Raw genomic sequence first — 26,015 nt, forward strand, 5'->3', positions numbered from 1 at the left:
GACGGAATAATGGGGCAACCGATCAAGGCTATCCGTGACGGTACCCTCGGGCGGTGTCCTATCGCCCCGCGGCATCGACTGCGCCGCCCGGTTCGGCAATACCCGTGACGGCCCCCGTGCCGGCAACAAGTGAAAGGTCGGCGACCGTGGAAGCCCGTACACCGCTCGCGACCGCGGTGGTCGCCATCGACGGTCCGTCAGGGTCCGGCAAGTCCAGCGTCTCGCGCGCGGTCGCCGCCCGGCTGGGCCTGCGCTACCTGGACACGGGTGCGATGTACCGGGCGATGACGTGGTGGATGCTCCTCAACGGCGTCGACGTGCACGACCCCGACGCGGTGGCCGCCGCCGCGGACAAGCCGCAGATCGTCTCCGGGACCGCCCCCGACGCGCCGACCATCACGGTGGACGGCAAGGACGCGGCCGGCCCGATCCGCACCGACGAGGTGACCAAGGCGGTCAGCGCGGTCAGCGCCGTGCCGCAGGTGCGTACCCGCCTGGTCGAGCTCCAGCGGGCCACGATCGGCGCGGGCGGCATCGTGGTCGAGGGCCGCGACATCGCGAGCGTGGTGGCGCCCGACGCGGCGGTCAAGGTCTACCTGACCGCGTCCGAGGCGGCCCGCGCCGCTCGCCGCAACGCCGAACTGACCGGCACACAGGCCACCAGCGTCGAGGCGACCCGGGCCGATCTGGCCCGTCGCGACGCGCTGGACTCGGGTCGCGCGGTCGCCCCCGCGGGGATGGCCGAGGGCGCGATCCTGGTGGACACCACCGAACTCGGCCGCGAAGAGGTGGTCGACCACCTGCTCGCCCTGGTCGCGGAACACGTGCGGTGACCGCGGCTCTCGGGACCACCTCGAAACCCCCGCTCGCCGGAGCCGCGCACTTCATCGGTGAGCCGCTGCTGCGCAGTTTCTGGCGGGTGCGCGCGCTCGGCGCGTGGCACGTGCCGATGGCCGGACCGGTGATCCTGGCGGGCAACCACGCCAACTTCGTCGACGGCCCGATGCTCTTCGCGTTCGCGCCCCGGCCCACCCAGGTGCTGGTCAAGCGCGAGATGTTCACCGGCGCGCTCGGCCCGATACTGCGCGGGATCGGCCACATCCCGGTCCAGCGCGGCGTCGCGGACCGCCGGATGATCACCGATTCGCTCGACGTACTGGCCGGTGGCGGCGCGCTCGGCGTGTTCCCGGAGGGCACGCGGGGACAGGCCGACTTCTCGGCAGTGCACAATGGACTTGCATATCTGGCATTGCGCTCCGGGGCACCCATCGTCCCGGTGGCCTGCCTCGGCACCGGTGCGCGGGGATCCTCGATCGGTGCATTGCCGGGTCTGCGCTCCCGGATCGACGTGGTCTACGGCAAGCCCTTCGAGGCGGTCGAGAACGCCGACCGCCGGGCCACCCGCAAGGCCGTCCAGGCCGCGTCCGACCGCATCGTCGAACGGCTCACCGCGCACCTGCGCGAGGCCGAGCGGATGACCGGCCGCGCCGGCTGACCACGATCTTCACCCGTACCGCTACCCGAACGAGGAACACCCCCATGGAGCAGCACGCCGACGCCACGACCGAGGGCGCCTTCGACCCGGAGGCGTGGGAGGCGGGCTACGACCCCGACGAGTGGGTCGACCTGGAAGGGGACGGCCCCGACCGAGGCGAGCACGCCGAGGACTCCGGCGGCCCCCTGCCGGTGCTCGCGGTCGTCGGCCGACCCAACGTGGGCAAGTCCACGCTGGTCAACCGGATCATCGGGCGCCGCGAGGCGGTCGTGGAGGACACCCCCGGGGTGACCCGCGACCGCGTGTACTACGAGGCCACCTGGAACGGCCGACGCTTCACCGTGGTCGACACCGGAGGCTGGGAGCGCGACGTGGTCGGGATCGACCTGTCGGTCGCGGTCCAGGCCGAGTACGCGATCGACTCGGCGGACGCGGTGATGTTCGTGGTCGACGCGATCGTCGGCCCCACCGACAGCGACGAGGCCGTCGTCAGGGTGCTGCGCAAGTCCGGCAAGCCGGTCGTACTGGCCGCCAACAAGGTCGACAACATGGCGCAGGAGGCGGACGCCGCCGCGCTGTGGTCGCTCGGCCTGGGCCAGCCCTGGCCGGTCTCGGCCGTGCACGGCCGAGGCAGCGGCGACCTGCTCGACGCCGCGCTGGCGATCCTGCCGGAGGCCCCCGCGCAGCGCTTCGGCGTGATGGAGGGCGGCCCGCGCCGGGTCGCGCTGCTCGGCCGCCCGAACGTGGGCAAGTCGAGCATGCTGAACAAGGTCGCCGGCGAGAACCGGGTGGTCGTGGACAAGGTCGCGGGCACCACCCGCGACCCGGTCGACGAACTGATCCAGCTCGGCGGCAAGACCTGGAAGTTCATCGACACCGCGGGCATCCGTCGCCGTGTGCACCTGACCCAGGGCGCCGACTTCTACGCGTCGCTGCGCACCACGGCCGCGCTGGAGAAGGCCGAGGTCGGGGTGATCCTGATCGACGCCAGCGAGCGGCTGACCGAGCAGGACACCCGGATCATCTCGCTCGCGGTCGAGGCCGGTCGGGCGATCGTGATCGCGTACAACAAGTGGGACCTCATGGACGAGGAGCGCCGCTACTACCTCGAACGCGAGATCGAGCAGGACCTGGTCCAGGTCACCTGGGCGCCTCGGGTGAACGTGTCGGCGCTGACCGGCCGGCACATGGAGAAGCTGGTCCCGGCCATCGAGACCGCGTTGGCGAGCTGGGAGAAGCGCATTCCCACGGGCCAGCTCAACGCGTTCCTGGGCACCCTGGTGGCCTCCCACCCGCACCCGATCCGGGGCGGCAAGCAGCCGCGCATCCTGTTCGGCACCCAGGCGGGCACCAAGCCGCCGCGCTTCGTGCTGTTCACCAGCGGCTTCCTGGAGGCGGGCTACCGCAGGTTCATCGAACGCCGGCTGCGCGAGGAGTTCGGCTTCCCGGGCACGCCGATCGAGATTCGGATGAAGGTCAGGGAGAAGCGCGGTCGGAACAAGACCGGCCGCTGATCTCGGACGGCACGGCGGACATCACGAGGGCCCGGACGCGATATCGCGTCCGGGCCCTCGTCGTCGTTTCCCACCGGCTCTGCCCGGTCGGGCACATCAGAGCGGCAGATGGCCGTGCGGGGCGGGGACGCGCGGAGGTTGGGCGGGTACCAGGGAAGCGCCGCGGTGTCGGCCGTACGTGGTGTAGCCGCCCTGGGTGGGCAGGGCGAAGTTGCCCTCGGCGGGCAGCGAGAAGTTCGGGAACGGCGGGTCCTGCGCGTACGAGTGGCTGATCGCGGCGGGCGCGGCGGGCGCGGCGGGCGCGCCGTAGGACGGGCGGCTCGCCGCGTAGTCCTCGTTCGAGCGCTCGTGCGGGACGGCGCGGAACATGCGCCGCCACTCGGTCTCCAGCGCGTTGTAGATCGGCGTCAGGACGTCGTGGCTGGGGGCCGTGGGGGCGCCCACGGCGACTACGGGGTGGCCGAGGGACCGGCTGCTGATGGAGTCGTCGAAGCTGAACACACCGGGTCCAACGAGACGAGGGGCTGGGGGTTGCTGTTTATTTGGGCGACTTCGTCGCCGGCTCGCGAGGCACCGCCTTTTTTCTCTCCCCCGCTTCGCTCCTCCGAGAAAAAAGGCGGCGCCTCGCTCGGGGCTTCGTGTCCCTCCGCTTCGCTCCGGGTCACGAAGCCCGAATTCTGCGGCTCCGCCGCTCTCCGCGCTTCGCGCGTCGATCACTGGGGTGGGGGTGGGTCGGGGGCGCTGACGCGCCGGGGCGCGCGGTCGGGGCGGGTGATCGGCGCGGGTGGGGTGGGGGTGGGTCGGGGGCGTTGACGCGCCGGGGGAATCGCACTTGGGCGACGGGTGATCGACGCGGACAGGGGCGGGGGTGCCGGTGTGCTGGGGATGGGGCGGGGTTATGTGTGGGTGCGGACTACCTCGACCATGGTGGTGGTGACTGTGGTGAGGTCTTCGGGGGACATCACGTAGGGGGGCATCGTGTAGACGAGTTTGCCGAAGGGGCGGATCCAGACGCCTTGTTCGACGAAGGCCGGCTGGATGGTGGACATGTCCACGGGGGTGGCGAGTTCGATGACGCCGATGGCGCCCAGGACGCGGACGTCGACTACGCCGGGGATGTCGCGGGCCGGGGCCAGGCCGGTGCGCAGGCCCTCGGACAGGGTGGTGACACGTTCGCGCCAGGGGCCGGAGAGGAGCAGGTCCACGCTCGCGCCCGCGATCGCCGCGGCGAGCGGGTTGGCCATGAAGGTGGGGCCGTGCATGAAGGCGCCGCCCTCGCCGCGGGAGATGGTGTCGGCCACCTCGTCGGTGCACAGGGTCGCGGCCATGGTCAGATAGCCGCCGGTGAGAGCCTTGCCCAGGCACATGATGTCCGGTGCGATTCCCGCGTGTTCGCAGGCGAACAGCTCACCGGTCCGACCGAATCCGGTGGCGATCTCGTCCGCGATCAGCAACACCCCGTGCCGGCTGCACAGTTCGCGGATCCGGCGCAGGTACGCGGGAGAGTGGAAGCGCATCCCGCCCGCTCCCTGCACGATCGGCTCCAGGATCACCGCGGCGATCGTCGAGCCGTGTTGCTCCAGCAGGTCCTCGATCGCCGCGGTGTCCGCGGCGGAAGGCTCGGTGTCGAAGCCCGGGGGAGGGATCGGTGCGAACAGATGGGCCGGCAACACCTCGGAGAACAGGTGATGCATTCCGCCGACCGGGTCGCACACCGACATCGCGCCGAACGTGTCGCCGTGGTAGCCGCCGCGCACGGTGAGCAGTCGGGTGCGCTCGGGGCGTCCGCGTCCGCGCTGGTACTGCAGCGCCATCTTGAGCGCCACCTCGACCGCGACCGAGCCGGAGTCGGCGAAGAAGACCCTGCTCAGCGGTTCGGGAGTGATCTCCACCAGCCGGCGGGCGAGTCGCACCGCCGGGGGATGGGTCAGTCCGCCGAACATGACGTGCGCCATCGTGTCCACCTGCGCGTGCGCGGCGGCGTTGAGCACCGGGTGGTTGTAGCCGTGGATCGCGGCCCACCACGAGGACATCCCGTCGATCAGCTCGCGCCCGTCGGCGAGCCGGAGCCGGACCCCCTCGGCGCCGACCACGGGGAACAGCGGCGCGCTGCCGTCGGTGCTCGCGTACGGGTGCCAGATGTGCCGCCGGTCGTGGGAAACCAGTTCGTCGCCGTAGGCCGCGTCGTAGTGCTCCATAGGCGCAGCACGCTATCGGAGCATGGGAGGCGACCCGGAATCGGCCGCCTCCCGCGCGTACCCGTGATGCCCGCCCGACCGCGCCGCCGGGTCGAGGCGGCGACGCTCGTTCAGATGCCGCTGACCGGTACCGATCCGGCGGCCAGCAGGTTGCGCCGGCCCGCTTCGCTGAGTGCGGCGGCCAGTTCGTCGTTGCCGGTGTGGATGCCGATCGTGCCGACCGGGGCGGCGAACAGCAGTACCACGCCGTGCGTCTTGGCCGCGTTCAGCCACGCCTCGGGCACCTCCGCCGGGGTCTGCGCCTGCCACCACGCCTCGGTCCGTCCGCCCGCGCCCGGGAACAGCACCGCGGTCAGGTAGCCATCGGTCATCTGCACGGACCACCCGCCGAGCAGCGGCGGCAGCGTCTCGTCCGGGGTGGCGATCGGCGCGAACCCGCGTTCGCCGAGCAGCGACAGGAACTCGTCCTGCGCACCGGGAGTGCCGGGACGGGCCACGGCCGCACCCGGCTCGACCACCAACGCCGCGTACGTCACGCCCGCGCACACCACCATGCTGCCGGTGATCGAGATCGGCACCGGACCACCCGGCACCACCGTCTGTACGGCAAGGCCGGGGTTGGCCTGCGCCGCGAGCAGTGGCTCGACCGCCGCCTCGGAGACCGGGATCACCTGCGAGGGGATGCAGCGCGTGTGCGCGAACGCGAGCACGGCCGTCTCCTCGGCCAGGTACAACAGCGCGCTGGTCTCCACGGAAGTGGTGTCGCCCTCGCCGCGGCAGGAGGCACAGGCGTAGGTCTGGGGACCGGTCTCCCCGGCCACCAAGCGGGCGGCCTCGTCGTCGCCGATCTCGGCGCGGACCTCGGGGCTGACGTCGAGCAAGCGTGACACGGAAGGCTCCATCGGTAGGGGTGCGTGCGACAGTGGGGGATCGCCGTCTGCGTTCTCGCGCCGGGACGTTACCGCCTGGTGACGTTGTGTCACCTGGAGAACGCGGTAACGTCACCCCTATGGGGCATGTGCGCCCCGGCCACGCCACGGCCATTCGGGGGACGGCGCCGGAGTGCACGCCCGTGTGCGACGGTGGACGTCGACGTTTCGGCGTCGGGTACGCGTTCGATGACCGAGAGGTACGAGTATGTCGATGTGATCACGTCATGATCACCGGGCGATCGCGGTCGAAAGGCCGTGTTCGGATCGGGTGATCAGTGAATCAATTCGGACATATGCGAACGCTTTCATGAGATGAGAATCTCCATATGTTTCTCATCCGAATCAGTCGGGCAAGTCACGCCCGGTAACAAATGCGGGATGCAACTTTTTCGGGCCTGCCCTCGAAAAAGGCGTTCGACCCCGGACGTGCGCCGCTGCCGTGACGTTTTTGCGGCGGCCGTACTCCCGCATCCACAGCCCGCGGCGCCGGCGCCCTCATCACGGCGGTGCTCCGGCCCGGAACCGAAGTCAACGGTTCCGTTTTCCGCGGCCCTAATGACGAGGTATGCGTGTCCAGACTCAAGGCCGAAGGCCTGTACAAGATTTTCGGCCGACGTGCCGACGACGCGGTCAAACGGCTCCGTGCCGGCGAAAGCCGTGACGATGTACGCAAGAGCAATGCCACCCCGGCCGTGATCGACGTTTCGTTCGAGGTCGCCGAGGGCGAGATATTCGTGGTGATGGGCCTGTCCGGTTCGGGCAAGTCGACCCTGCTGCGGATGCTCAACGGTCTCCTGGACGCCACCGCCGGCGCCGTCTACATCGACGACCGGGATTTGACCTCGCTACCCGCCAAGGAGTTGCGCGACGTGCGCGCCCGGCGCGTCAGCATGGTCTTCCAGCACTTCGCGCTGTTCCCGCACCGCACGGTGCTGGAGAACGCCGGCTACGGCTTGTCCGTGCAGGGTGTGCCGGCGGCCGAGCGGGATCGGCGTGCCCGTGAGGCATTGGCCCTGGTCGGCCTCGCCGGTTGGGAGGAGTCCGCGCCGGGCGAGTTGTCCGGCGGCATGCAGCAGCGGGTCGGTTTGGCCCGGGCACTTGCCACGGACGCCGACATCCTGCTGATGGACGAGTCGTTCAGCGCGCTCGACCCGCTGATCCGCCGGGAGATGCAGGACCAGCTCCTGGAACTCCAGGAGAAGCTGCACAAGACCATCGTGTTCATCACGCACGACCTCAACGAGGCGATGCGCCTGGGCGACCGGATCGCGGTGATGCGCGACGGCCGGGTGGTCCAGATCGGCACCGCCGAGGACATCCTGACCGACCCGGCCAACGACTACGTGGCGTCCTTCGTCGCCGACGTGGACCGCACCCGAGTGCTGACCGCCGGCTCGATCATGGAGGACTCGCGCGCCACGGTGACCTGTGGCGAGGGGCCCCGGGTCGCGATGCGCACGATGCGCGAGGCGCAGACCACGGCCGCGTTCGTGGTGGACACCCGGGAGAACGGCCGCTGGCTGCTCGGTGCGGTCACCGACGCGGCGGTTACCGAGGCCGCGCGTACCGGCGATCGCAGCATCCAGCCCGATCCCTCGCTGGACGTGGTGACGGTGACCCCGCAGACGCCGGTCGCCGAGCTGTTCACGCCGTGTGCGGAGAGCAGGTTGCCGCTCGCGGTGGTGGACGAGGCGATGCGGCTGGTCGGGGTGATCCCCCGGGTGAGCCTGTTGGCCGCGCTCGGCAACGCCGCGCCGAGCGGATCGGGCGGTGCCGAGGGGGGCACGCTCGGTGTGACCGACACCGGCAGCGTCAAGATGCTGGTGCCCGCGGGCCCGGCGGAGAAGTTGCTGCCGACGGGCACGGCGGGTGTGCCGGAGCGGTCCGCCCCGACCGCTTCGCTCGTTCCGGCGCCGGCCGGCGAGCCGGTCGTGGGCGAGGGCGAGGTGCGTGACAATGCCTAGGATTCACGTGGGCGACTGGGCGGAGAGCCTGGTCGACTTCATGCGCGACCACTTCTCGTGGTTGTTCGACTTCATCCAGAGCGTGGTGGGCGGCGCGATCACCCATCTCGCCGACTGGCTGACGGACTCGCCGCTGCCGGCCGTGGTCGTGTTGTTCGCGGCGATCGGCTGGGCCGTGCGCGGTCCGGTGTTGGGGCTGCCGGCGGCGGTCGGATTCCTGCTGATCGACAGCCTGGACATGTGGCAGCCGGCGATGTCCACGCTCGCCCTGGTGCTGGTCTCGGCGGCGGTCGCGCTGCTGATCGCGATCCCGCTGGGCATCCTGACCGCGCGCAGCCGGGCCGTGGGCACCGTGGTCAAGCCGGTGCTGGACTTCATGCAGACGATGCCGGCCTTCGTGTACCTGATCCCGGCGATCACGTTCTTCGGTATCGGTGAGGTACCGGGCGCCGTGGCCACCGTGGTCTTCGCGCTGCCGCCGGGTGTACGGATGACCGAGCTCGGCATCCGCAGCGTGGACGCGGAGATGGTCGAGGCCGGTGAGGCGTTCGGCACCAGCGAGTGGAAGATCCTCAAGGACATCCAGTTCCCGCTCGCGCTGCCGACCATCATGGCCGGCGTCAACCAGGTCATCATGTTGTCGCTGTCGATGGTGGTCACCGCCGGCATCGTCGGCGCCGGCGGCCTGGGCAGCGAGGTGTTCGGCGCGCTGTCGAACAACAACGTGGGCCTGGGGGTCGAGGCCGGCGTCGCGGTGGTCGTGCTCGCGATCTACCTCGACCGTACGGTCAACGCCGCAGGGCAGCGGGTCGAGGCCCGGGCCAAGCGCGCCGCGACCGTGCGCAGCACCGGGGGCTTCACGCCCAAGTGGCTGCTGGACTGGCGTCCGCGCCCGGTTGCCGCGGTCGGCGGCGTGGTCGCGGTCGCGCTGGTGGCGGGGCTGCTGGGCGGCTTCGGGCTGGGCACCTCGGACAGCGGTCGGAAGAAGATCACGATCGGCTGGATCCCGTGGGAGGAGGACGTCGTGGTCACCAACATGTACAAGCAGTTGTTGGAGAAGCGCGGCTACGACGTCACGCTCAAGCAGCTCGACGTCGGCCCGATGTTCCAGGGCATCGCGCGCGGCGACATCGACCTGTTCCTGGACGCGTGGCTGCCCACGCTGCACAAGAAGTACATGGACGAATACGGGTCCAAGCTCGAGGAGATCGGGCAGTGGTACAACAACGTCGATGTGCAGCTCGCGATCCCGAAGAACCTTCCGTACAACTCGGTCGAGGAACTCAAGGGACACGAGAAGGAGTTCGGCGGTCGGATCGTCGGCATCGAGCCGGGCGCGAACATCATGGACCTGACCGAGAAGAAGCTGATCCCGGAGTACGGGCTCGACTTCGACCTGGTCAAGAGCAGCACGCCCGCGATGATCGCCGAACTGGACCGGGAGATGGCGGCGGGCAAGCCGATCGTGGTGACGATGTGGCGTCCGCACTGGGCGTACACGAAGTACGACATCAAGCCGCTGGCCGACCCGAAGCAGTCCTACGGCGCGCCGGGTTGGATCAGCTCGATCGGTCGCAAGGGCTTCGCGAAGGACTTCCCGGAGCTGAACACCTGGGTGAAGAACCTCAAACTGGACGACTCGGTACTCGGGCCGCTGGAGAAGAAGGTCTTCGTCGACTTCGAGGGCAAGCCGAACGCCGCCGCCGAGGGGGTCAAGGCCTACCTGAAGGAGAACCCGGACGTCGAGCAGAAGTTCCTCGGCGGGCTTCCGGCCGCGGGCGGGGAGCAGCCGAAGCAGGACAAGGACGGTGGGCAGGACAAGGGCGCGCAGCCCCAGTCGCTGCCGGCCGCCACTCGGGAACCGGGGGGTGTGAGCTGACGGTTCGTCGCTCACGTGGGTGACGCGATCAGCAGAGGCGATCGATCAGCCGAGTGATCGGTCGAGGTGATCGGCCGACGCGATCGGGTGACCCGCGAAGAGGGTGCCGCGCGAATATCGTGCGGCACCCTCTTCGTCTTTCGCGTCGTGTCGGCCGCGCGGCGTGCCCGGATGGGCGCGGCGGGAGAACCGGCGGTGGGCCGGTGGTGGGCCGGTGGTGGGATCCGCCCGGATCGGGTCGGGGCATGTCGTGGGCGTCTCGCCGGGCTCCCGGGCACAGTGGAGTGCCAGGGGTCAGCGGCGGATCTGCCAATCGGCGTCGGGGGCGATCGGTTCGCACTTGAAGCCCCACTGGGAGGCCCCGTTGGCGAAGGACTTGAAGAAGGTCTCGGTGGGCTGACCCAGGGTCAGGCCGGGAGGGTCCTCGCCGTTGTGCCGACTGAGTTGGTAGGCGACGGTGTGGCCGTCGCACCTGCCGAGCACCTTGCCCTCGACGGTGCCCGCGAGCTGGGCGTCGTTGGGGACGCCACCGGTGGGCAACCGCTCGGACAGGATGGCGCGTTCGCCCGGGACCTCGGCGCCGGGGGCGAGGTAGCCGTGCACGATGGCGAAGGACAACACGCGCGTGCCTTCCAGGAACAGGTCGCAGCCCTGGATCGCGCCGGGGCCTTCGGGGGTCGCGGCCGCGGTCCAGCGCGCACGCTGCTCACCGGCCGCCTGCGGGCCGAGTGCGGCGGGGTCGAGCATGCCGCACACGCGCGCGTCGGTGATCGGCTTCGGATCGTTCGCAGGCTTGATCTCGCCGGGTCGCGGGGTCGGCTCGGAGCCGCACCCGGCCACCTTGGCCACGCCGTTGGCGAGTTCGACGGCCAGGTCGGCCAACTGCTGCCGCTGGTCGGGCGTGTTCGGCGCGCCGGCGGGTCCGATGGTGCGGGCGCGCACCAGCATCGGTACCGGGCCCTCGACGTTCTGCACCTTGCAGTTCTGTACCAGCCACGCGTCGTCCGCACCGGCCATGCCGTACAGATCGTGGTCCTTGTCGCCCAGCGGCGCCGACCCGGTCGTGGTCAGCCCCGGCAACTGCACACGTTCGGCGCCCGCCATGTTGAACAGGTACGCCGAGCCGACGAAGGCCCGGTCGCCGGCCGAGACTCGGCAGCGCAGTACCGGATAGTGCTCCAGCGGCGGCTGGTCCTCGCTCGTGAAGGCGGGTTCCGCGGGCAGCAGCGTGGTCACCGACGAGGTCGGCAGGAGGCCGGCGCACACGGTGTCGCCGACGGGCTGGGTCTCCGATCCGGTGGGAGTGCCCGCGGAGGGCTCGGCGGTCGGCGAACCGGGACTCGCGCAGCCGGCCAGGAGCAGACCGGCGGTCACCAGGCTCGCCACGGACACGGCGGGGCGCGGCCTGGAGCGAAGCATGCGGCCAGGATATCCGGCCGTTCAGCCGCGGTTTCCCCTCACCCACCACCCGGTCAGCACGCCCGCCCCGAACGTGCCGCCCAGGACGATCCACATCGGTGCGGCCAGCGTGGGGATCCAGAACCGGATCGTCGCCGAGGCGGTGTTGGCCAGCACGAACCAGACGGCCAGGACGACGACCGCGGCGATGCCGATCGTGCGGTAGGACACGCCGCCGATGTTGCCGCCCGCGCCGCCGGGCCGAGGGGTTTTCGCCATACCTCGATGCTATTTGCGTGACGGAGTGATCACGGACAGGCGCGCCGACTTGACCATCTCTTGAAAGTTGCTTGCAGCAACAAAGCACGCTATGGTTGTAACAAGCAACGAGTGTCGGGGGTGGGGAAGCCGCGTCCGGGCGCAGAGGATCCGAGAGGTAAAAGGGGAAGGCATGAGCAACGCACCGGCCGCGGAGGTGTCGGCGGAACCGATGTCGCACCGGCAGATCATGGAGGCGCTGTCCGGGCTGCTGCTGGGCATGTTCGTGGCGATCCTGTCGTCCACGATCGTGTCCAACGCGCTGCCGCGGATCATCTCCGATCTGCACGGCAGCCAGACCTCCTACACGTGGGTGGTCACCGCGACGCTGCTCGCGATGACCGCGACCACCCCGATCTGGGGCAAGCTCGCGGACCTGACCAGCAAGAAGCTGCTGGTACAGCTCGCGCTGGTGATCTACGTCGCGGGTTCGGCGCTGGCCGGCCTCTCGCAGAACACGAGCATGCTGATCGGCTGCCGGGTGATCCAGGGCATCGGCGTGGGTGGCCTGACCGCGCTCGCGCAGGTGATCATGGCCGCGATGATCTCGCCGCGGGAGCGCGGCCGGTACAGCGGCTACCTCGGCGCCACCTTCGCGCTGGCCACCGTCGGCGGCCCGCTGATCGGCGGCGTGATCGTGGACACCCCGTGGCTGGGCTGGCGCTGGTGCTTCTACGTCGGCGTGCCGTTCGCGGTGGTCGCGATCGTGATCCTGCAGAAGACGCTCAAGCTCCCGGTGGTCAAGCGTGAGGTCACCATCGACTACCTGGGCGCGACACTGATCAGCGCGGGCGTCTCGGTGCTCCTGGTGTGGGTCTCGCTGGCGGGCAAGAACTACGACTGGATCTCCTGGCAGAGTGCGGCGATGGTGCTCGGATCGTTGCTGCTGATCGCCCTGGCGATTCGGGTCGAGGGCCGGGCGGCCGAGCCGATCATCCCGCTGTGGTTGTTCAAGGAGCGGACCATCGTGCTCGCGGTGCTCGGCAGCCTCGCGGTGGGCCTGGCGATGATGGGCTCGTCGGTCTTCCTCAGCCAGTACTTCCAGATCGCGCGCGGCAAGTCGCCGACCGTCTCGGGCCTGATGACGCTGCCGATGATCGGCGGCCTGGTGATCGCCTCGACCGTGGTCGGCAAGCTGATCACCGCGACCGGCTTCTGGAAGCGCTACCTGGTCGCGGGCGGCGTCTCGCTGACCATCGGCCTGGCCCTGATGAGCACGGCCCGCGCGGACACCAACCTGTGGGTGCTCGGCGTGTACATGTTCCTGCTGGGTATGGGCGTCGGCGCGCTCCAGCAGAACCTGGTGCTCGCGGTGCAGAACGCGGTGCCGGTCCACCAGTTGGGCGCGGCCAGTTCGGTCGTCGCGTTCTTCCGCAGCCTGGGCGGCGCGGTCGGCGTCTCGGCGCTGGGCGCGGTGATGGCGACCAAGGTCACCGGCTACCTGTCCGACGCCGGGCTCCGGTCCGGTGCGGGTGGCGGGTCCGGCATCCCGAACGTGCACCACCTGCCGGAGCCGGCGCGCGGCATCGTGGAGACCTCGTACGGCCACGCGGTGGGCGACATCTTCCTGTTCGCGGCCCCGTTCGGCCTGCTCGCGCTGATCGCGGTACTGCTGATCAAGGAGGTCCCGCTGCAGACCTCGCAGGCGGTGGTGGTGGCCAAGGCCGACCCGCAGACGCCCGCGGCGGGTGCGGAGCCGGGTTCGGTCTCCGCTCCGGTACGGATCGACAAGGTCGAGGCGCGCACGCCGTAACCTGCCGACGCGCCTCGGGGCGGCCCACGCGGGGCCGCCCCGAGGCGCGTTCCGGGTGCCGGCTCAGTACTGGTAGAAGCCGCGCCCGCTCTTCTTGCCGAGCAGCCCCGCGTCGACCATGCGCAGCAGGAGCGGCGGCGAGCTGTAGAGCTGCTCCTTGAACTCGTCGTAGAGACTGTCCGCGACCGCCTTGATCGTGTCCAGACCGATCAGGTCGGTCAGCCGCAGCGGACCCATCGGGTGCGCGCAGCCGAGCACCATGCCGTTGTCGATGTCCTCCGCCGACGCGAAACCGGACTCGAACATCCGGATCGCGGAGAGCAGATAGGGCACGAGCAGCGAGTTGACCACGAAGCCGGCGCGGTCCTGCGAGCGGATCACCGTCTTGCCCAGCACCTCGCTCGCGAACGCCTCCGCGCGGGCGGCGGTGCGCTCGTCGGTGAGCAGCGAGGGCACCAGCTCGACCAGCTTCTGCACCGGCACCGGGTTGAAGAAGTGGATCCCGACGACCTGCTGCGGCCGGGCCGTGGCCATGCCGAGTTTCATGATCGGGATCGAGGACGTGTTCGACGCCAGGATCGCGTCCTCGCGCACCACGACCTTGTCCAACGTGGCGAAGATCTGCGTCTTGACCTCTTCGAGCTCGGCCACGGCCTCGATCACCATGTCCCGGTCGGCGAAGTCGCCCAGGTCGGTGGTGTAGGTGATCCGGGCCAGCGCCGCGTCCCGATCGGCCTCGGCGAGCTTGCCCGCCTTCACCCCGCGATCGATCGACTTGGTCACCCGAGCCTGCCCGGCCTCCGCCGCGGCCTTGCCGGTCTCCGCCACCAACACGTCCAGCCCGGCCTTCGCACAGACCTCGACGATCCCGGACCCCATCAGCCCGGCCCCTACCACCCCTACACGCCGTACATCGGACACCGCGTACTCCTCGCTCCACTTGCTGCCGTCAGCCTCCTCGGCATCCTCTCAGGTGAGCGTCAACGGGCGTCGATGCGCCGGACAGGTTGCCCGGTGAGCTCGGCGATGACGTCGAAGTCGCGGTCCGCGTGCAGCACTACGAGGTGGTGTCGGGCCGCCGTGATCGCGACCACGAGATCCACGACACTCGCGCATTCGTGTTGTGACTTCTCCCCGAGACGGAGTTGCAGCGCCGCGGCTTCCGTCCATACGGAATCCGGTACGTGAAAGTGGGGCAGCATCTCGCTGGTGAACCGATCGAGCGCTTCGTATGCCGCGTTATCCACCCACGCCACGCAGAAACTCGAGCCGGATCGGTTCGCACAAGCCGCCGCGTCCGGCCGCGAATGGCTCGTGCCATGCTTCGCTGGTCTGCTTGCGGTAGAACCGGACGAGCGCCGAGGTGTCCGCAAGATACAGATCCTGGGCCACCGCGGGTCCTTCGGGGGCTTGTACTCCTCGGGCAACCCGAGCACAAAGTCGCCCTGAGCGTGATCTTGGTTCACCCGAAGGAGCGAGAACGGTGCGCCGTCGTCAGTGCGGGGCCGTCTCCATGTCCGGGAGTGGGTAGGGGAACTTGGCGCCGACCGCGCCGTCCACGGTCAGGATCTGGCCGCTGATGTAGCGGGACAGGTCGCCGGTGAGGAAGAGGAGGGGGCCGGCGATGTCGGCGGGCAGGGCCACGTCGCGCAGGGGGGCGTTGGCGGCGTTGGCGGCGCGGCCGGGTTCGCCGAGGTAGGCCGATACGCGGGGGGTCCAGACCACGCCGGGGGCGACCGCGTTGACCCGGACGCCGCGGGGGCCCAGTTCCACCGCGGCCGAGCGGACCAGCGAGATCAGGCCCGCCTTGGCCGCGCCGTAGGCCGCGTGCATCGGGGCGCCGGTCTGGCCGGAGACCGAGGCGACGAAGGTGATCGCGCCGCCGCCGTGCGCGGCCAGGTGCGCGCCGCCCAGTTGCAGCGCGAGCAGCGCGTGCCGGAGCACGATGTCCTGGTGCCAGGTCCAGTCCTCGTCGGTGGTGGAGAGCAGGTCGGCGTACCGGCTCATGCCGATGATGTCGACGATCGCGTGGGCTCGGCCCAGCCGTGCCCCGACGTCGGCCCACAGCCGGGTCACGTCCGCGCGCGAGGTGGCGTCGCCGGACCACGCGAGGCCGTCGACCTCCTCGGCGATGTCCTTGGCCAGGTCCGGCTCGCGGTCCACCGCGAACACCCGCGCGCCCGCCTGGGCGAGCGCGTGCGCGGTCTGCCGGCCGATGCCCTGGCCCGCGCCGAGCACGACCACGCCGCGTCCGTCGAGTCGGAGTCGGGCCGGGTAGTCGGGTACCTCGGAGTCGTCGGTTCGGGTCATGGCGCCGACGCTAGGCAGGACCTGACGCACTGTCAATCATGGTTCGGGAGTTGGCCCGGACCGGAACTGACGGTCTGTCAATCATCCTCTCGGCGTGGCAATGTTTGACCCAGGCAATAAAAATCCCGGATGAACGAGAGCGAAGGGGTTCGGCATGGGCGAGCACATGGGACACGGCGTCAAGCAGCGCGACCGGGTCCGGATGACCGAGCAGGAGATCGCCGACTTCCTGGCCGAGCGGCACTCGATGACCATGTCCACGCTCAACGCCGACGGCAGCATCCACTCGGTCGGCATGTGGTACGGCTTCATCGAGGGCGAGGTCGGCCTGGAGAGCAAGGCCCGTGCGCAGAAGGTGCTCAACGTGCGCCGCAACCCGACCATCACGTGCCTGGTCGAGGCCGGCGAGTACTACGAGGAACTGCGCGGCGTGTCCATCGTCGGCAAGGCCGAGGTGGTCGAGGAGCCGGAGCGGATCTGGGAGCTCGGGGTGAGCGTGTTCGGCCGCTACGCGGCGCCGTACACCGAGGAGATGCGCCCGGCCGTGGAGATGATGCTGAACAAGCGCGTGGTGATCAAGGTCGTCCCGGACCGTGTCGTCTCCTGGGACCACCGCAAGCTCGGGCTGCCGTCCACGCGCCCGAGCTGACCGGCGCGTCCGTACCCGGGCGACGGAACGGCGGCCGAGGGGCCGACGGGCGCGGCGGGTGTGGTGGGTGCGGCGTGTGTGGCGCGGCGTCCGGGCGCGGAGGCGGTGCGAACGCCGATGCGCACGTGGGTGTGGACGCCGGTGAGCCGGTCCGGCCGGACGCGGATCTGGCGACGCCGGATCCAGTCAGGTAGCCTGTCCGCTTACTTGATCGAGACAAGTATTGGTGAGGGAGTACACAGTGCCGATCGGATTCGCCACCGAGCACCGGGCGTTCGCGGAATCGGTCGCCGGTTTCGTCGCTCGCCACGCCTCGATCGAGGCCACCCGCCGGGCCGCCGACGACCTGTCCGCCGGCGCCCTCCCGGACTGCTGGGACGCCCTGGTCGGCCAGGGTCTGACCGCCGTCCACCTCGCCGAGGAGCACGGCGGCTCCGGCGCGGGCATCCTCGAACTCGCCGTCGCCCTCGAGGAGGCCGGCCGCGGCCTGCTGCCCGGCCCGTACCTGTCCACCGTGCTGACCGGCGCCGTCCTGGCCCGGCACGCCGCGCCCGAGGTCGGCAAGGCCCTGCTGCCGCGATTCGCCGAGGGCGTCACCGGCGCGGTCGCCGTCGCGCCGGGCCTGACCGCGCATCAGACCCAGGTCGGCTGGGAGATCAACGGCATCGCCGAACCGGTCCTGGGCGCGGTCGGCGCCGACTACCTGCTGCTCGGCGCGCGCACCGACACCAACCCCGGCCGGGACGAGCAGATCTGGTTCGTGGTCAAGCCCGACAACAAGGAGACCATCCGGGTCACCCCGTTGGACCCGGTCGACCTCGCCCGCGGCGTGGCCCGGGTGCGCACGCACAACCTGGAGATCACCGCGTCCCAGGTGCTGACCGGCATCACTACCGCCCGGGTGCGCGACCTGGCCGCCGTGCTCGCCGCCGCCGAGGCGGTCGGCGTGGCCCGCTGGTGCTTCGAGACCGCGCTCGCCTACGTCAAGATCCGCGAGCAGTTCGGCGTCGCGGTCGGCTCGTTCCAGGCGATCAAGCACAAGGCCGCCACCTTGTTCACCCGGCTGGAACTGGCCACCGCCGCGGCCTGGGACGCGGCCCGGGCCGCCGACGACACCGCCGAGGACGCCGACGAGCAACTGCGCCTGGCCGCCGCCGAGGCCGCCGTGGTCTGTCTGCCGCTCGCCCGCGAGGTCGCGCTGGACTGCATCACCATGCTCGGCGGCATCGGCTTCACCTGGGAACACGACATCCACCTGTACTGGCGCCGCGCGGTCTTCCTGGCCCAGTGGCTGGGCCCGTCGGGGGAGTGGACCGCACAACTCGGCCGGGCCGCGCTGGAGAGCGTCGGCGGCGGCCCCACCCGGCGCTTCGACCTCGAACTCGACGAGGGCGCCATCGCCGCCTTCCGGACCGAGGTGGCCGCGCACCTGACCGAGGCGAACGCCCTCGCCGAACCCGCCCGTCGGCGACGCCTGGCCGAACTCGGCTACGTCTCGCCGCACTACCCCAAACCCTACGGGATCGCCGCGAGCCCCGCCCAACAGGTGGTCATCCAGCAGGAGTTCGCCCGGATCGGGCTGATCCCGCCGAGCACGATCATCGGCGAGTTCGCGCTGCCCACGATCATGGCGCACGGCACCGACGCACAACGCGACGCCTACGTGCCGGCCACGCTGCGCGGCGACATCGTCTGGTGCCAGCTCTTCAGCGAGCCGGGCGCCGGCTCCGACCTGGCGTCGCTGAGCACCCGGGCGACCAAGGTCGACGGCGGTTGGCGGCTGAACGGCCAGAAGGTGTGGAACTCCAAGGCGCACGAAGCGCACTTCGGCATCTGCCTGGCCCGCACCGACCCGGACGCGCCCAAGCACAAGGGCATCACGTACTTCATCGTGGACATGGCCACGCCCGGGATCGACGTGCGCCCGCTCAAGCAGTCCAACGGTCAATCGGAGTTCAACGAGGTCTATCTCGACGACGTGTTCGTGGCCGACGACCAGGTGGTCGGCGACGTGCACGCGGGTTGGCGGATCGCCCGCACCACGCTCGCCAACGAGCGGGTGATGATCGCCGGCGGGCCGGGCATGCAGGCGTTCGGCAAGCTGCTCGCCGACCTCGGCGAGACCGGCGCGGCGTGGGCGGACACCGCGGTGGCGAGCCGGCTGGGCGGCTTCGCGGCGGAGCACTTCGCGCTGCGCGCGTTGACCCTGCGCTCGACCCTGCAGCAGTTGTCCGGGCTCAACCCGGGCGCGGCCTCCAGCGTGCTCAAACTCGCGGTCACCGAACACCAGCGGGCCGTGGTCACCGCGCGCCTGGACCGGATCGGCGCGGGCGGCACCCATCACGACGACCTCGGGGGCGAACTGCTCACCGCCTACCTCTCGCTGCCGGCGGTCCTGCTCGGTGGCGGCACCCGGGAGATCCAGCTCAACGTCGTCGCCGAACGCATCCTGGGCCTGCCCAGAGGCTGATCCGACGGCGCCCCGCCCGCGCCGGGCCGGCCCCGGCGATCGGCTTCGCGTCCCGGCAACCGGCGATCGACCACCGGCTGTCAGTGCTTTCCACGGCTACCAGGGAGATCACGTGCACATCACCTACACACCCGAGCAGGAGGACCTGCGGCGGGAACTGCGCGAGTACTTCGCGCGGATCATGACCCCGGAGATCCGGGCCGAGCAGGCCGCGGGCGAGACCAGCCTGACGGGCAAGGACGGCGCGTACTGCCGCGTCATCAAGCAGATGGGCGAGGACGGCTGGCTGGGCATCGGCTGGCCCAAGGAATACGGCGGCCAGGACCGCACGATGCTGGAACAGCTGATCTTCACCGACGAGGCCACCCTGGCCGGCGCGGCGGTGCCGTTGCTGACCATCAACACCGTCGGCCCGACGTTGATGGAGTACGGCACGCAGGAGCAGCGCGACTTCTTCCTGCCCAAGATCCTCACCGGCGACATGCACTTCTCGATCGGCTACTCCGAGCCGGGCGCGGGCACCGACCTGGCCGCCCTGACCACCAAGGCGGTTCGGGACGGCGACGACTGGATCATCAACGGCCAGAAGATGTGGACCTCGCTGATCCACGTCGCGGACTACGTCTGGCTGGCCGCGCGCACCGACCCCGACGCGCCGCGGCACAAGGGCCTGACCATGTTCCTGGTGCCCACGAACGCCGAGGGCTTCTCCTGGACCCCGATCAAGACGATGGGCGGCCAGACCACGTCGCAGACGTTCTACGAGAACGTCCGGGTGCCCGCTTCCGCGATGGTCGGCGAGCTCAACGGCGGCTGGAAGCTGATCACCGGCCAGCTCAACCGCGAGCGGGTGGCGCTGTGTTCGGCCGCGGGCATCCAGCTCGCGCTGCACGAGACCCGGCGCTGGGCCGAGCAGACGGTGCTGCCGGACGGCTCCCGGGTGATCGACCGCGAGCACGTGCAGGCCAACCTCGGCCGGGTGCACGCCAAGGTCGAGTTCCTCAAGCTGGTCAACTGGAAGATCGCCTGGTCGGTCGACCACGGCACCAAGGTCGGCCCCGCCGACGCCTCGGCGACCAAGATCTTCGGCACCGAGTTCGCCACCGAGGCATACCGGCTGCTGATGGAGTGCATGGGCGAGGACGCCTACCTCCAGCAGGACTCACCCGGTGCTCTGCTGCGCGGCCGACTGGAGAAGATGCACCGCACCGCGCTCATCCTCACCTTCGGCGGCGGCACCAACGAGGTACAGCGCGACATGATCGCGATGCTGGGCCTCGGCCTGCCGCGACCGCCCCGCTGACCCGCCGTCACCACGCTGACAAGGACAGGTGAAATGGACTTCGGTTACACGGAAGAACAGCAGGACCTGGTGGGCCTGGCGGGGCGGATCCTCGGCGAGCGGGTCACCCACGAGGCGCTCACCGCGCTGGACAAGCGGGTCGAGGAGGGCGGCGAGCCGCGCTTGGACCGCGACCTGTGGGCGGAGCTGGCCAAGGCCAACCTGCTCGGGATCGGGCTGCCCGAGGAGTTCGGCGGCTCGGGCTACGGCGTCTTCGAGCAGTGCCTGATCCTGGAGCAGATCGGCCGCACGCTGGCGCCGGTGCCGTTCGGGCCCTCGATCGCGGTCGCCGCCTCGATCCTGAACCGGATGGGTACGGACGAGCAGAAGGCGGCCTGGCTGCCGGGCGCCGTGGACGGCTCGCGGATCCTGACCTACGCGCTCGCCGAGCCGTTCGGTCGGGACGGCGCCGCGCCCGCCACCAAGGCGGTGCGCACGGACGGGGTCTGGCACCTGGACGGGGTCAAGACCGGGGTGCCGGTCGCGACCGTGGCCGACCTGATCCTGGTGTCCGCGGACGTGGCGGGTCACGGCGGGGTGTTCCTGGTCGACCCGAAGGCCGAGGGGGTTCGGATCGAGCCCCAGTTGACCACCGCCAAGGAGATCGCCGGTCTGGTCACCCTGGAGCACGCCGTGGGCACTCCGCTGGGCGGCCCCGACGCGGCTCGCGACCTGCGCGACCGGGCCACCCTGGCGCTGTGCGCGACCCAGCTCGGGGTGACCGAGAAGGCGATGCGCGAGACCGCGAAGTACGCGAGCGAGCGGGTGCAGTTCAAGCGCCCGATCGGCTCGTTCCAGGCGGTCGGGCACCGCCTGGCCGACGCGTACATCGACGTCGAGGGCATTCGGCTGACCACGTGGCAGGCCGCGTGGCAGGAGGCCGAGGGGCTGGACGCGGCCGAGGCGATCGCCACCGCGAAGTTCTGGGCCGCGGACGGCGGACACCGGGTCGCGCACGCCGCGGTCCACGTGCACGGCGGCATGGGCGTGGCCGAGGAGCACTTCGTACACCGCTACTTCAACCACGCCAAGCAGCTCGAACTCTCGCTCGGCGGCGCGACCGAGCAGGCTCTGCGGATCGGCGCCGGCTTCGCCGCGACCGCCGCGGGCGAGTTCGCCTGACCCGGTTTTCCCGAGCACGCCTTCGGCGCCGCCGCGTCGGCGCCGCACCCCTGTGATTCCTGGAGACGAACAGACATGAGCGAACCCCACGCCCTGGTCGAGCGGGACGGCCACGTCCTGATCATCACGATGAACCGGCCCGAGGCCCGCAACGCGGTCACCGGCGAGATGATCGAGATCCTGGAGGCCGCCTGGGACGAGGTCAACGACAACCCGGAGATCCGGGTCGCCATCCTCACCGGTGCCGGCGGCGCGTTCTGCGCGGGCGCCGACCTCAAGGCGATGAGTCGGCGTGCGCCCGGCGACGCGTTCAAGGGCGGCGAAGGCAAGCCGGCCATGGACATGTCCGTGATGAAGTGGGTCCTCAAGGGCTTCACCCTCACCAAGCCCCTGATCGCCGCGATCGAGGGCCCCGCCATCGCGGGCGGCACCGAGATCCTCCAGGCCACCGACATCCGGGTCGCCGGCGAGTCGGCGCGCTTCGGCGTTTCCGAGGTCCGCTGGGGCCTGTTCCCGCTCGGTGGGTCGGCGGTGCGCCTGCGCCGCCAGATTCCGTACACTGTCGCCGCCGACCTGCTGCTCACGGGCCGCCACATCAAGGCGCCCGAGGCCAAGGAGCTCGGTCTGATCGGACACGTCGTGCCGGACGGCGGCGCGCTGGAGAAGGCGAAGGAGATCGCCCACCAGATCGCCGCCAACGGTCCGATCGCCGTTCAGGCGGTCCTGCGCGTTCTGCGTGAAACCGACCAGTTGACCGAGGAAGATGCGTTCAAGCTGGAGTCGCAGATCGGAATGCGGGTATTCATGAGCGACGACGCCAAGATCGGTCCGCGAGCCTTCGCGGAGAAGAAGACTCCGGAGTTCAAGGGCACGTGATGTGCCATCGGAAGACTTCGGCATGAACGGGCCCGCCGGGTCAGGGACGGCAATCCCCCGGCGGGTCCTCATCATGTTCACGCGCGCGAGCTCACCCGGGTTGCGTCGGATGACGGGGAAATCTCGGCCCGATTCCGGAGCCCGGCGGGCGCGGATGTCCCGGGCGATTTCGACCGAGCCGGCACACCGAGCGGTCGCGAGAAGCTTCCGCCGGAAGGGGACGTTCCGGGCGGTCTTCGCCGGATCGTGTCCGGAGTCGGCCCGGCCGGACGGGGGCCTGCGCTGCCGTCGGGCGGGGCCCGCGCGGGTGGTGTCGGGCGGCCGTGGCGAACCTATTCTTTTGATCGAGTCAAGGGTAAGTTGGCCCATCCCTGCTTCGATCCGGATCGGATCCGTGCCTCGGATCCGGCTTCGGAAGCATCCGTTCATCCGCCGTGGGAGCCGACCATGACGCCCGTCAGCCCGTCGTTCAACCTCGCCGATCTCTTCGAGATCGTGGTGGACGCGATTCCCGACCGCACCGCCTTGATCGCGGGCGAGGTCCGACTGACGTACCGTCAACTCGACGAGCGGGCGAACCGGTTCGCGCACCACCTGCTCGGGGTCGGGATCCGGCCGGGCGAGTTCGTCGGGATCCACGCGTGGAACCGCGCGGAGTGGGTCGAGGCGATGATCGGCTGCCACAAGGCGCGCGCCGTGCCGATCAACATCAACTACCGCTATGTCGAGGCGGAACTGCGCTACCTGTACGAGAACTCGGGCATGGTCGCGGTGGTCGCCGAGCGCTCGTTCGCCGGTCCCACCGCGGCGATCCGGGTGGACTTCCCGGCGCTGCGGCACGTGCTGATCCTGGAGGACGGCTCGACCGAACCTACCGAGGACACCGTCGGCTACGAGGACGCGCTCGCGGCGGTCTCGCCCGCCCGCGACTTCGACGCGCGCACCGCGGACGACCTGTACGGCCTGTACACGGGCGGCACCACCGGCATGCCCAAGTGTGTGCTGTGGCGCGGCGAGGACATCTTCTTCGCGGCCCTCCAGGCCGGTCGCGGCGGCCGGCCGAAGTTGGCCAGGCCCGACGAACTGGGGGACACGGTCCGGGAGTCGGCGGGGCTGACCACGCTGGGCCTGGCGCCGATGATGCACGGCGGCGGGCAGTGGTCGATGTGGAACACCTTCTACATGGGCAACACGTACCTGATGTGGACCGGCCGGGCCTTCGACCCGGACGCCGTGATGGCGCTCGCGTCGCGCGAGCGGGCGTTGTCGATGGCGGTGGTCGGCGACGGCATGGGCCGGCCGCTGGCGGACTGGCTCGCGGCCAACCCGGACACCCACGACCTGTCCGCGCTCAAGGCGATCAGCAACGGCGGCGCGCCGATGAGCGCTTCGGTGCGCACCGCGCTGGAACAGACCGGCATCTTCGTGATCGACAGCTTCGGCGCGTCCGAGACCGGCGCCGCCATGCGGCAGACCGGCGCGGTCGGCGCCGCCACGCGGTTCGCCTCCTCGGACACCACGACCGTGCTCGACGACCGACTGGTGCCGGTGAAGCCGGGCTCGGGCGACGTCGGCCGACTGGCCGTCAGCGGACACATCCCGCTCGCCTACCACGGCGACGACGAGAAGACCCGGGCCACCTTCGTCCGGGACGCGGCCGGGCGCCGCTGGGTGCTGCCCGGCGACTTCGCGTTGCTGGAGGAGGACGGCGGCATCACCCTGCTCGGGCGTGGCAGCGCGACGATCAACACCGGTGGCGAGAAGGTCTATCCGGACGAGGTGGAGAACGTGTTGAAGTCGCACGCCGACGTGTTCGACGCGGTCGTGGTGGGCGTTTCGGACCCGCGCTTCGGCCAGGCGGTCACCGCGCTCGTGGTGGTGCGCGAGGGCACCGACCCGACGCCGGAGGCGATCACCGCGCACGCCCGGACCCGGATCGCCGGATACAAGACGCCCAAGCGCATCCATTTCGTCGAATCGATCCCGCGCACGGCGGCGGGCAAGGTGGACCTGCGGGCGGCGAAGGCACGCGCGGAGGAACTGTCCGGGTAGGCGGGTGGATCGGGCGCGGTCGGCAGGCAGGCGGGGCAGGCAGGCGGGTCGGGTGCGATGCCGTACGCGGAACCGGGCCCGGGTCGGCCGGGCAACCGGGTGCTCGGCCGACCCGGGTCCGCGGTCGAGCACCTCGGGTCAGCTCAATACCTGGGTCAGGGTGTGGATCAGCAGGCCGACGAGTGCGCCCACGACGGTGCCGTTGATCCGGATGAACTGCAGGTCGCGTCCGACGTTGATCTCGATCTTGCGGCTGGTCTCCTTCGGGTCCCAGGCGCCGACGGTGTCGGTGATCAGCGCGGTGATCTCGTCGCGGTAGGTGGTCACCACGTACGCGGCGGCCTGCTCGATCCACCGATCGGCCTTGTCGCGCACGCGCGCGTCCTCGGCGAGCCGACCGGCCAGCGAGCGCACGGCCGCGGTGACCCGGTTGCGCAGTTCGCTGTTCGGGTCCTCGGTGGCCTCGACGAGCATGGCGCGCGCGGCGCCCCACACCGACGCGATCAACTCCTGGACCGCCGGGTGCGCGATGGTGCGGTCCCGCAACCCCTCTATCTGGGCGATCATCCGCGGATCGTGCTGGAGGTCGCGGGCCACCTCGGCGAGGAAGTTGTCCACCGCGAGTCGGGCCGGGTGCTCCGGGTCGTCCCGCACCGCGCCCGCGAACCGGACCAGTTCGCGATGCACCTTGTTGGCGATCTGCCGGTCGAGAAAGCGCGGCGACCAGCCCGGCGACTCCTCGTTGACCACTCGCAGGACGGCCTCGCGATGTTGCTCCAGCCAGTCGTGCGCCTTCACCGCGACCAGGTCGACCAGGCCCCGGTGCGCGCCGTCGCGGACCAGCCGGTCGAGCAGTTCGCCGATCGGCTGGGCGACGGCCTGCGCGGACACCCGACGGGTGATCGCCTGTCCGAACACGCTCTGCACGTCCTCGTCGCGCAGCACGGTCAGTGCCGCGCGGGCCAGCGCGCCCAGTTGGTCGGTCACCCGCTCGGCGTGCCCGGGAGCGGCCAGCCAGGTGCCGGCCCGCCGGGACACCTCCATCCGGCTCAGTCGTTGCCGTACCACCGAGTCGGAGAGGAAGTTCTCCCCGACGAACTCGCCGAGATTGTGCCCCAGCGCGTCCTTGCGGGTCGGGATGATCGCGGTATGCGGGATCGGCAGTCCGAGCGGGCGGCGGAACAGCGCGGTCACCGCGAACCAGTCGGCCATCGCGCCGACCATCCCGGCCTCCGCGGCGGCCTGCACATATCCGGCCCACGCGCCCGCACCGCGCGCCTCGGCCCACCGCGCGAGGATGTACAACACGGTCGCGAACACCAGGAACCCGGTGGCGATCACCTTCATCCGGCGCACACCCCGGAGCTTCTCCAGCTCCGACGCGGTACGAACCACGCCGCCCGGATCCGGACGGCGTGGAGCGGGCGACGAGGACTCGGCGAGATCAACCATGACGCCCATTGTGATCATCTGCCCGCGCCCCCGGGCCCTTCGACACCGATCCGCGCCGTCCCGCGCGACTCGACTCACGGTCATGTGTGCGCACCGGCCTCACAAATGTGGGCCAAAGATTATATTCGGTGGGTGTCATGGGAGATCTGCCTTCTCGTGCAGCTGGAGACGCTGCGCTCCTATGCGGCCGTGCTGGCGGTCGCCTCGACGTGACCGTGAACATCGGCGACATGTCCTTTCACGTGGCCTGAGCGTTCGATCGACGCAGCGGCCCCGGGCCGCTCCCGGCGA

At 70.5% G+C, this 26,015-nt stretch carries 22 protein-coding genes; 12 read left to right on the plus strand and 10 right to left on the minus strand.

The genetic code is table 11. From position 1 onward, the window contains the following. Window positions 1–146: 146 nt before the first annotated feature. The 3 genes from cmk to der are packed head-to-tail and all read left to right on the plus strand — an operon-like array spanning window position 147 to window position 3,009. Window positions 147–833, plus strand: a complete 687-nt coding sequence (cmk, locus tag ACIRL2_RS48080; protein ID WP_395873804.1) for a (d)CMP kinase — start codon at window positions 147–149, stop codon at window positions 831–833. Then, window positions 830–1,495: a lysophospholipid acyltransferase family protein gene (locus tag ACIRL2_RS48085; protein WP_395873805.1), complete on the plus strand. Its 666-nt coding sequence runs from the start codon at window positions 830–832 to the stop codon at window positions 1,493–1,495. Before cmk ends, ACIRL2_RS48085 begins: the two co-directional genes overlap by 4 nt. 44 nt (window positions 1,496–1,539) lie before the next feature. Further along, window positions 1,540–3,009 (plus strand): ribosome biogenesis GTPase Der, encoded by a 1,470-nt coding sequence (gene der, locus ACIRL2_RS48090; RefSeq protein ID WP_395873806.1) that lies wholly within the window; start codon window positions 1,540–1,542, stop codon window positions 3,007–3,009. Window positions 3,010–3,105: 96 nt separating this feature from the next. On the opposite strand, the gene ACIRL2_RS48095 is transcribed toward der, so the two are convergent. From ACIRL2_RS48095 to ACIRL2_RS48105, 3 genes are all read right to left on the minus strand, one after another. Continuing rightward, window positions 3,106–3,453, minus strand: a complete 348-nt coding sequence (locus ACIRL2_RS48095; RefSeq protein WP_402241599.1) for a hypothetical protein — start codon at window positions 3,451–3,453, stop codon at window positions 3,106–3,108. Window positions 3,454–3,905: 452 nt separating this feature from the next. Then, window positions 3,906–5,207 (minus strand): adenosylmethionine--8-amino-7-oxononanoate transaminase, encoded by a 1,302-nt coding sequence (bioA, locus tag ACIRL2_RS48100; RefSeq protein ID WP_402241601.1) that lies wholly within the window; start codon window positions 5,205–5,207, stop codon window positions 3,906–3,908. A gap of 110 nt (window positions 5,208–5,317) precedes the next feature. Next, on the minus strand, window positions 5,318–6,097 hold the full coding sequence (locus tag ACIRL2_RS48105) for a hypothetical protein (RefSeq protein ID WP_391586929.1): 780 nt from the start codon (window positions 6,095–6,097) through the stop codon (window positions 5,318–5,320). Between the two features lie 611 nt (window positions 6,098–6,708). Between ACIRL2_RS48105 and ACIRL2_RS48110 the strand changes: the two genes are divergently transcribed. Both ACIRL2_RS48110 and ACIRL2_RS48115 read left to right on the plus strand, forming a co-directional pair. Beyond that, on the plus strand, window positions 6,709–8,103 hold the full coding sequence (locus tag ACIRL2_RS48110; RefSeq protein ID WP_402241604.1) for a glycine betaine/L-proline ABC transporter ATP-binding protein: 1,395 nt from the start codon (window positions 6,709–6,711) through the stop codon (window positions 8,101–8,103). After that, a complete protein-coding gene (locus tag ACIRL2_RS48115; protein ID WP_402241607.1) occupies window positions 8,096–9,982 on the plus strand; it encodes an ABC transporter permease/substrate binding protein in 1,887 nt (628 codons plus the stop codon). Before ACIRL2_RS48110 ends, ACIRL2_RS48115 begins: the two co-directional genes overlap by 8 nt. A 294-nt stretch (window positions 9,983–10,276) precedes the next feature. Here ACIRL2_RS48115 and ACIRL2_RS48120 read toward each other — a convergent pair whose 3' ends face one another. Together ACIRL2_RS48120 and ACIRL2_RS48125 are read right to left on the minus strand one after the other, a co-directional pair. After that, a complete protein-coding gene (locus ACIRL2_RS48120) occupies window positions 10,277–11,401 on the minus strand; it encodes a hypothetical protein (protein WP_402241610.1) in 1,125 nt (374 codons plus the stop codon). Window positions 11,402–11,422: 21 nt separating this feature from the next. Then, window positions 11,423–11,659, minus strand: coding sequence for a LapA family protein (locus ACIRL2_RS48125; protein ID WP_395874036.1), 237 nt, complete (start codon window positions 11,657–11,659; stop codon window positions 11,423–11,425). 172 nt (window positions 11,660–11,831) lie between these two features. Between ACIRL2_RS48125 and ACIRL2_RS48130 the strand changes: the two genes are divergently transcribed. Beyond that, window positions 11,832–13,451, plus strand: coding sequence for an MDR family MFS transporter (locus ACIRL2_RS48130; RefSeq protein WP_395874038.1), 1,620 nt, complete (start codon window positions 11,832–11,834; stop codon window positions 13,449–13,451). 63 nt (window positions 13,452–13,514) lie between these two features. Here ACIRL2_RS48130 and ACIRL2_RS48135 read toward each other — a convergent pair whose 3' ends face one another. From ACIRL2_RS48135 to ACIRL2_RS48150, 4 genes are all read right to left on the minus strand, one after another. Further along, window positions 13,515–14,372, minus strand: a complete 858-nt coding sequence (locus ACIRL2_RS48135; RefSeq protein WP_395874040.1) for a 3-hydroxybutyryl-CoA dehydrogenase — start codon at window positions 14,370–14,372, stop codon at window positions 13,515–13,517. 59 nt (window positions 14,373–14,431) lie between these two features. Next, a complete protein-coding gene (locus ACIRL2_RS48140; protein WP_402241615.1) occupies window positions 14,432–14,707 on the minus strand; it encodes a hypothetical protein in 276 nt (91 codons plus the stop codon). Beyond that, window positions 14,691–14,843: a hypothetical protein gene (locus tag ACIRL2_RS48145; protein ID WP_402241616.1), complete on the minus strand. Its 153-nt coding sequence runs from the start codon at window positions 14,841–14,843 to the stop codon at window positions 14,691–14,693. The genes ACIRL2_RS48140 and ACIRL2_RS48145 overlap by 17 nt, the downstream gene beginning before the upstream one ends. Window positions 14,844–14,945: 102 nt before the next feature. Next, a complete protein-coding gene (locus ACIRL2_RS48150) occupies window positions 14,946–15,761 on the minus strand; it encodes an SDR family NAD(P)-dependent oxidoreductase (protein ID WP_395874046.1) in 816 nt (271 codons plus the stop codon). A 154-nt stretch (window positions 15,762–15,915) separates the two neighbouring features. Between ACIRL2_RS48150 and ACIRL2_RS48155 the strand changes: the two genes are divergently transcribed. From ACIRL2_RS48155 to ACIRL2_RS48180, 6 genes are all read left to right on the plus strand, one after another. After that, window positions 15,916–16,410 (plus strand): pyridoxamine 5'-phosphate oxidase family protein, encoded by a 495-nt coding sequence (locus ACIRL2_RS48155; RefSeq protein ID WP_395874048.1) that lies wholly within the window; start codon window positions 15,916–15,918, stop codon window positions 16,408–16,410. 241 nt (window positions 16,411–16,651) lie between these two features. Then, window positions 16,652–18,880: an acyl-CoA dehydrogenase gene (locus ACIRL2_RS48160; protein ID WP_402241620.1), complete on the plus strand. Its 2,229-nt coding sequence runs from the start codon at window positions 16,652–16,654 to the stop codon at window positions 18,878–18,880. Window positions 18,881–18,992: 112 nt separating this feature from the next. Continuing rightward, complete coding sequence (locus ACIRL2_RS48165) at window positions 18,993–20,183, plus strand: acyl-CoA dehydrogenase family protein (RefSeq protein WP_395874052.1); 1,191 nt, start codon at window positions 18,993–18,995, stop codon at window positions 20,181–20,183. Window positions 20,184–20,216: 33 nt separating this feature from the next. Then, window positions 20,217–21,344: an acyl-CoA dehydrogenase family protein gene (locus tag ACIRL2_RS48170; RefSeq protein ID WP_395874054.1), complete on the plus strand. Its 1,128-nt coding sequence runs from the start codon at window positions 20,217–20,219 to the stop codon at window positions 21,342–21,344. Between the two features lie 75 nt (window positions 21,345–21,419). Next, entirely contained in the window at window positions 21,420–22,220 is an 801-nt protein-coding gene (locus tag ACIRL2_RS48175) for a crotonase/enoyl-CoA hydratase family protein (RefSeq protein ID WP_395874056.1), read from the plus strand. A gap of 447 nt (window positions 22,221–22,667) precedes the next feature. Then, window positions 22,668–24,272 (plus strand): acyl-CoA synthetase, encoded by a 1,605-nt coding sequence (locus tag ACIRL2_RS48180; RefSeq protein WP_402241622.1) that lies wholly within the window; start codon window positions 22,668–22,670, stop codon window positions 24,270–24,272. A gap of 138 nt (window positions 24,273–24,410) precedes the next feature. Here ACIRL2_RS48180 and ACIRL2_RS48185 read toward each other — a convergent pair whose 3' ends face one another. Further along, complete coding sequence (locus ACIRL2_RS48185) at window positions 24,411–25,724, minus strand: DUF445 domain-containing protein (protein ID WP_402241625.1); 1,314 nt, start codon at window positions 25,722–25,724, stop codon at window positions 24,411–24,413. Window positions 25,725–26,015 lie beyond the last annotated feature (291 nt).

The sequence above is a fragment of the Embleya sp. NPDC127516 genome (assembly GCF_044765325.1).
Taxonomy (GTDB): Bacteria; Actinomycetota; Actinomycetes; order Streptomycetales; family Streptomycetaceae; genus Embleya.

What these genes read in the sequence shown, in the direction of transcription:
- ACIRL2_RS48150 (WP_395874046.1), bottom strand. Translation starts at nt 15,761, where the DNA reads ATGACCCGAACCGACGACTCCGAGGTACCCGACTACCCGGCCCGACTC.
- ACIRL2_RS48155 (WP_395874048.1), top strand. Translation starts at nt 15,916, where the DNA reads ATGGGCGAGCACATGGGACACGGCGTCAAGCAGCGCGACCGGGTCCGG.
- ACIRL2_RS48125 (WP_395874036.1), bottom strand. Translation starts at nt 11,659, where the DNA reads ATGGCGAAAACCCCTCGGCCCGGCGGCGCGGGCGGCAACATCGGCGGC.
- bioA (WP_402241601.1), bottom strand. Translation starts at nt 5,207, where the DNA reads ATGGAGCACTACGACGCGGCCTACGGCGACGAACTGGTTTCCCACGAC.
- ACIRL2_RS48170 (WP_395874054.1), top strand. Translation starts at nt 20,217, where the DNA reads ATGGACTTCGGTTACACGGAAGAACAGCAGGACCTGGTGGGCCTGGCG.
- ACIRL2_RS48185 (WP_402241625.1), bottom strand. Translation starts at nt 25,724, where the DNA reads ATGGTTGATCTCGCCGAGTCCTCGTCGCCCGCTCCACGCCGTCCGGAT.
- ACIRL2_RS48180 (WP_402241622.1), top strand. Translation starts at nt 22,668, where the DNA reads ATGACGCCCGTCAGCCCGTCGTTCAACCTCGCCGATCTCTTCGAGATC.
- ACIRL2_RS48120 (WP_402241610.1), bottom strand. Translation starts at nt 11,401, where the DNA reads ATGCTTCGCTCCAGGCCGCGCCCCGCCGTGTCCGTGGCGAGCCTGGTG.
- ACIRL2_RS48115 (WP_402241607.1), top strand. Translation starts at nt 8,096, where the DNA reads ATGCCTAGGATTCACGTGGGCGACTGGGCGGAGAGCCTGGTCGACTTC.
- ACIRL2_RS48130 (WP_395874038.1), top strand. Translation starts at nt 11,832, where the DNA reads ATGAGCAACGCACCGGCCGCGGAGGTGTCGGCGGAACCGATGTCGCAC.
- ACIRL2_RS48175 (WP_395874056.1), top strand. Translation starts at nt 21,420, where the DNA reads ATGAGCGAACCCCACGCCCTGGTCGAGCGGGACGGCCACGTCCTGATC.
- der (WP_395873806.1), top strand. Translation starts at nt 1,540, where the DNA reads ATGGAGCAGCACGCCGACGCCACGACCGAGGGCGCCTTCGACCCGGAG.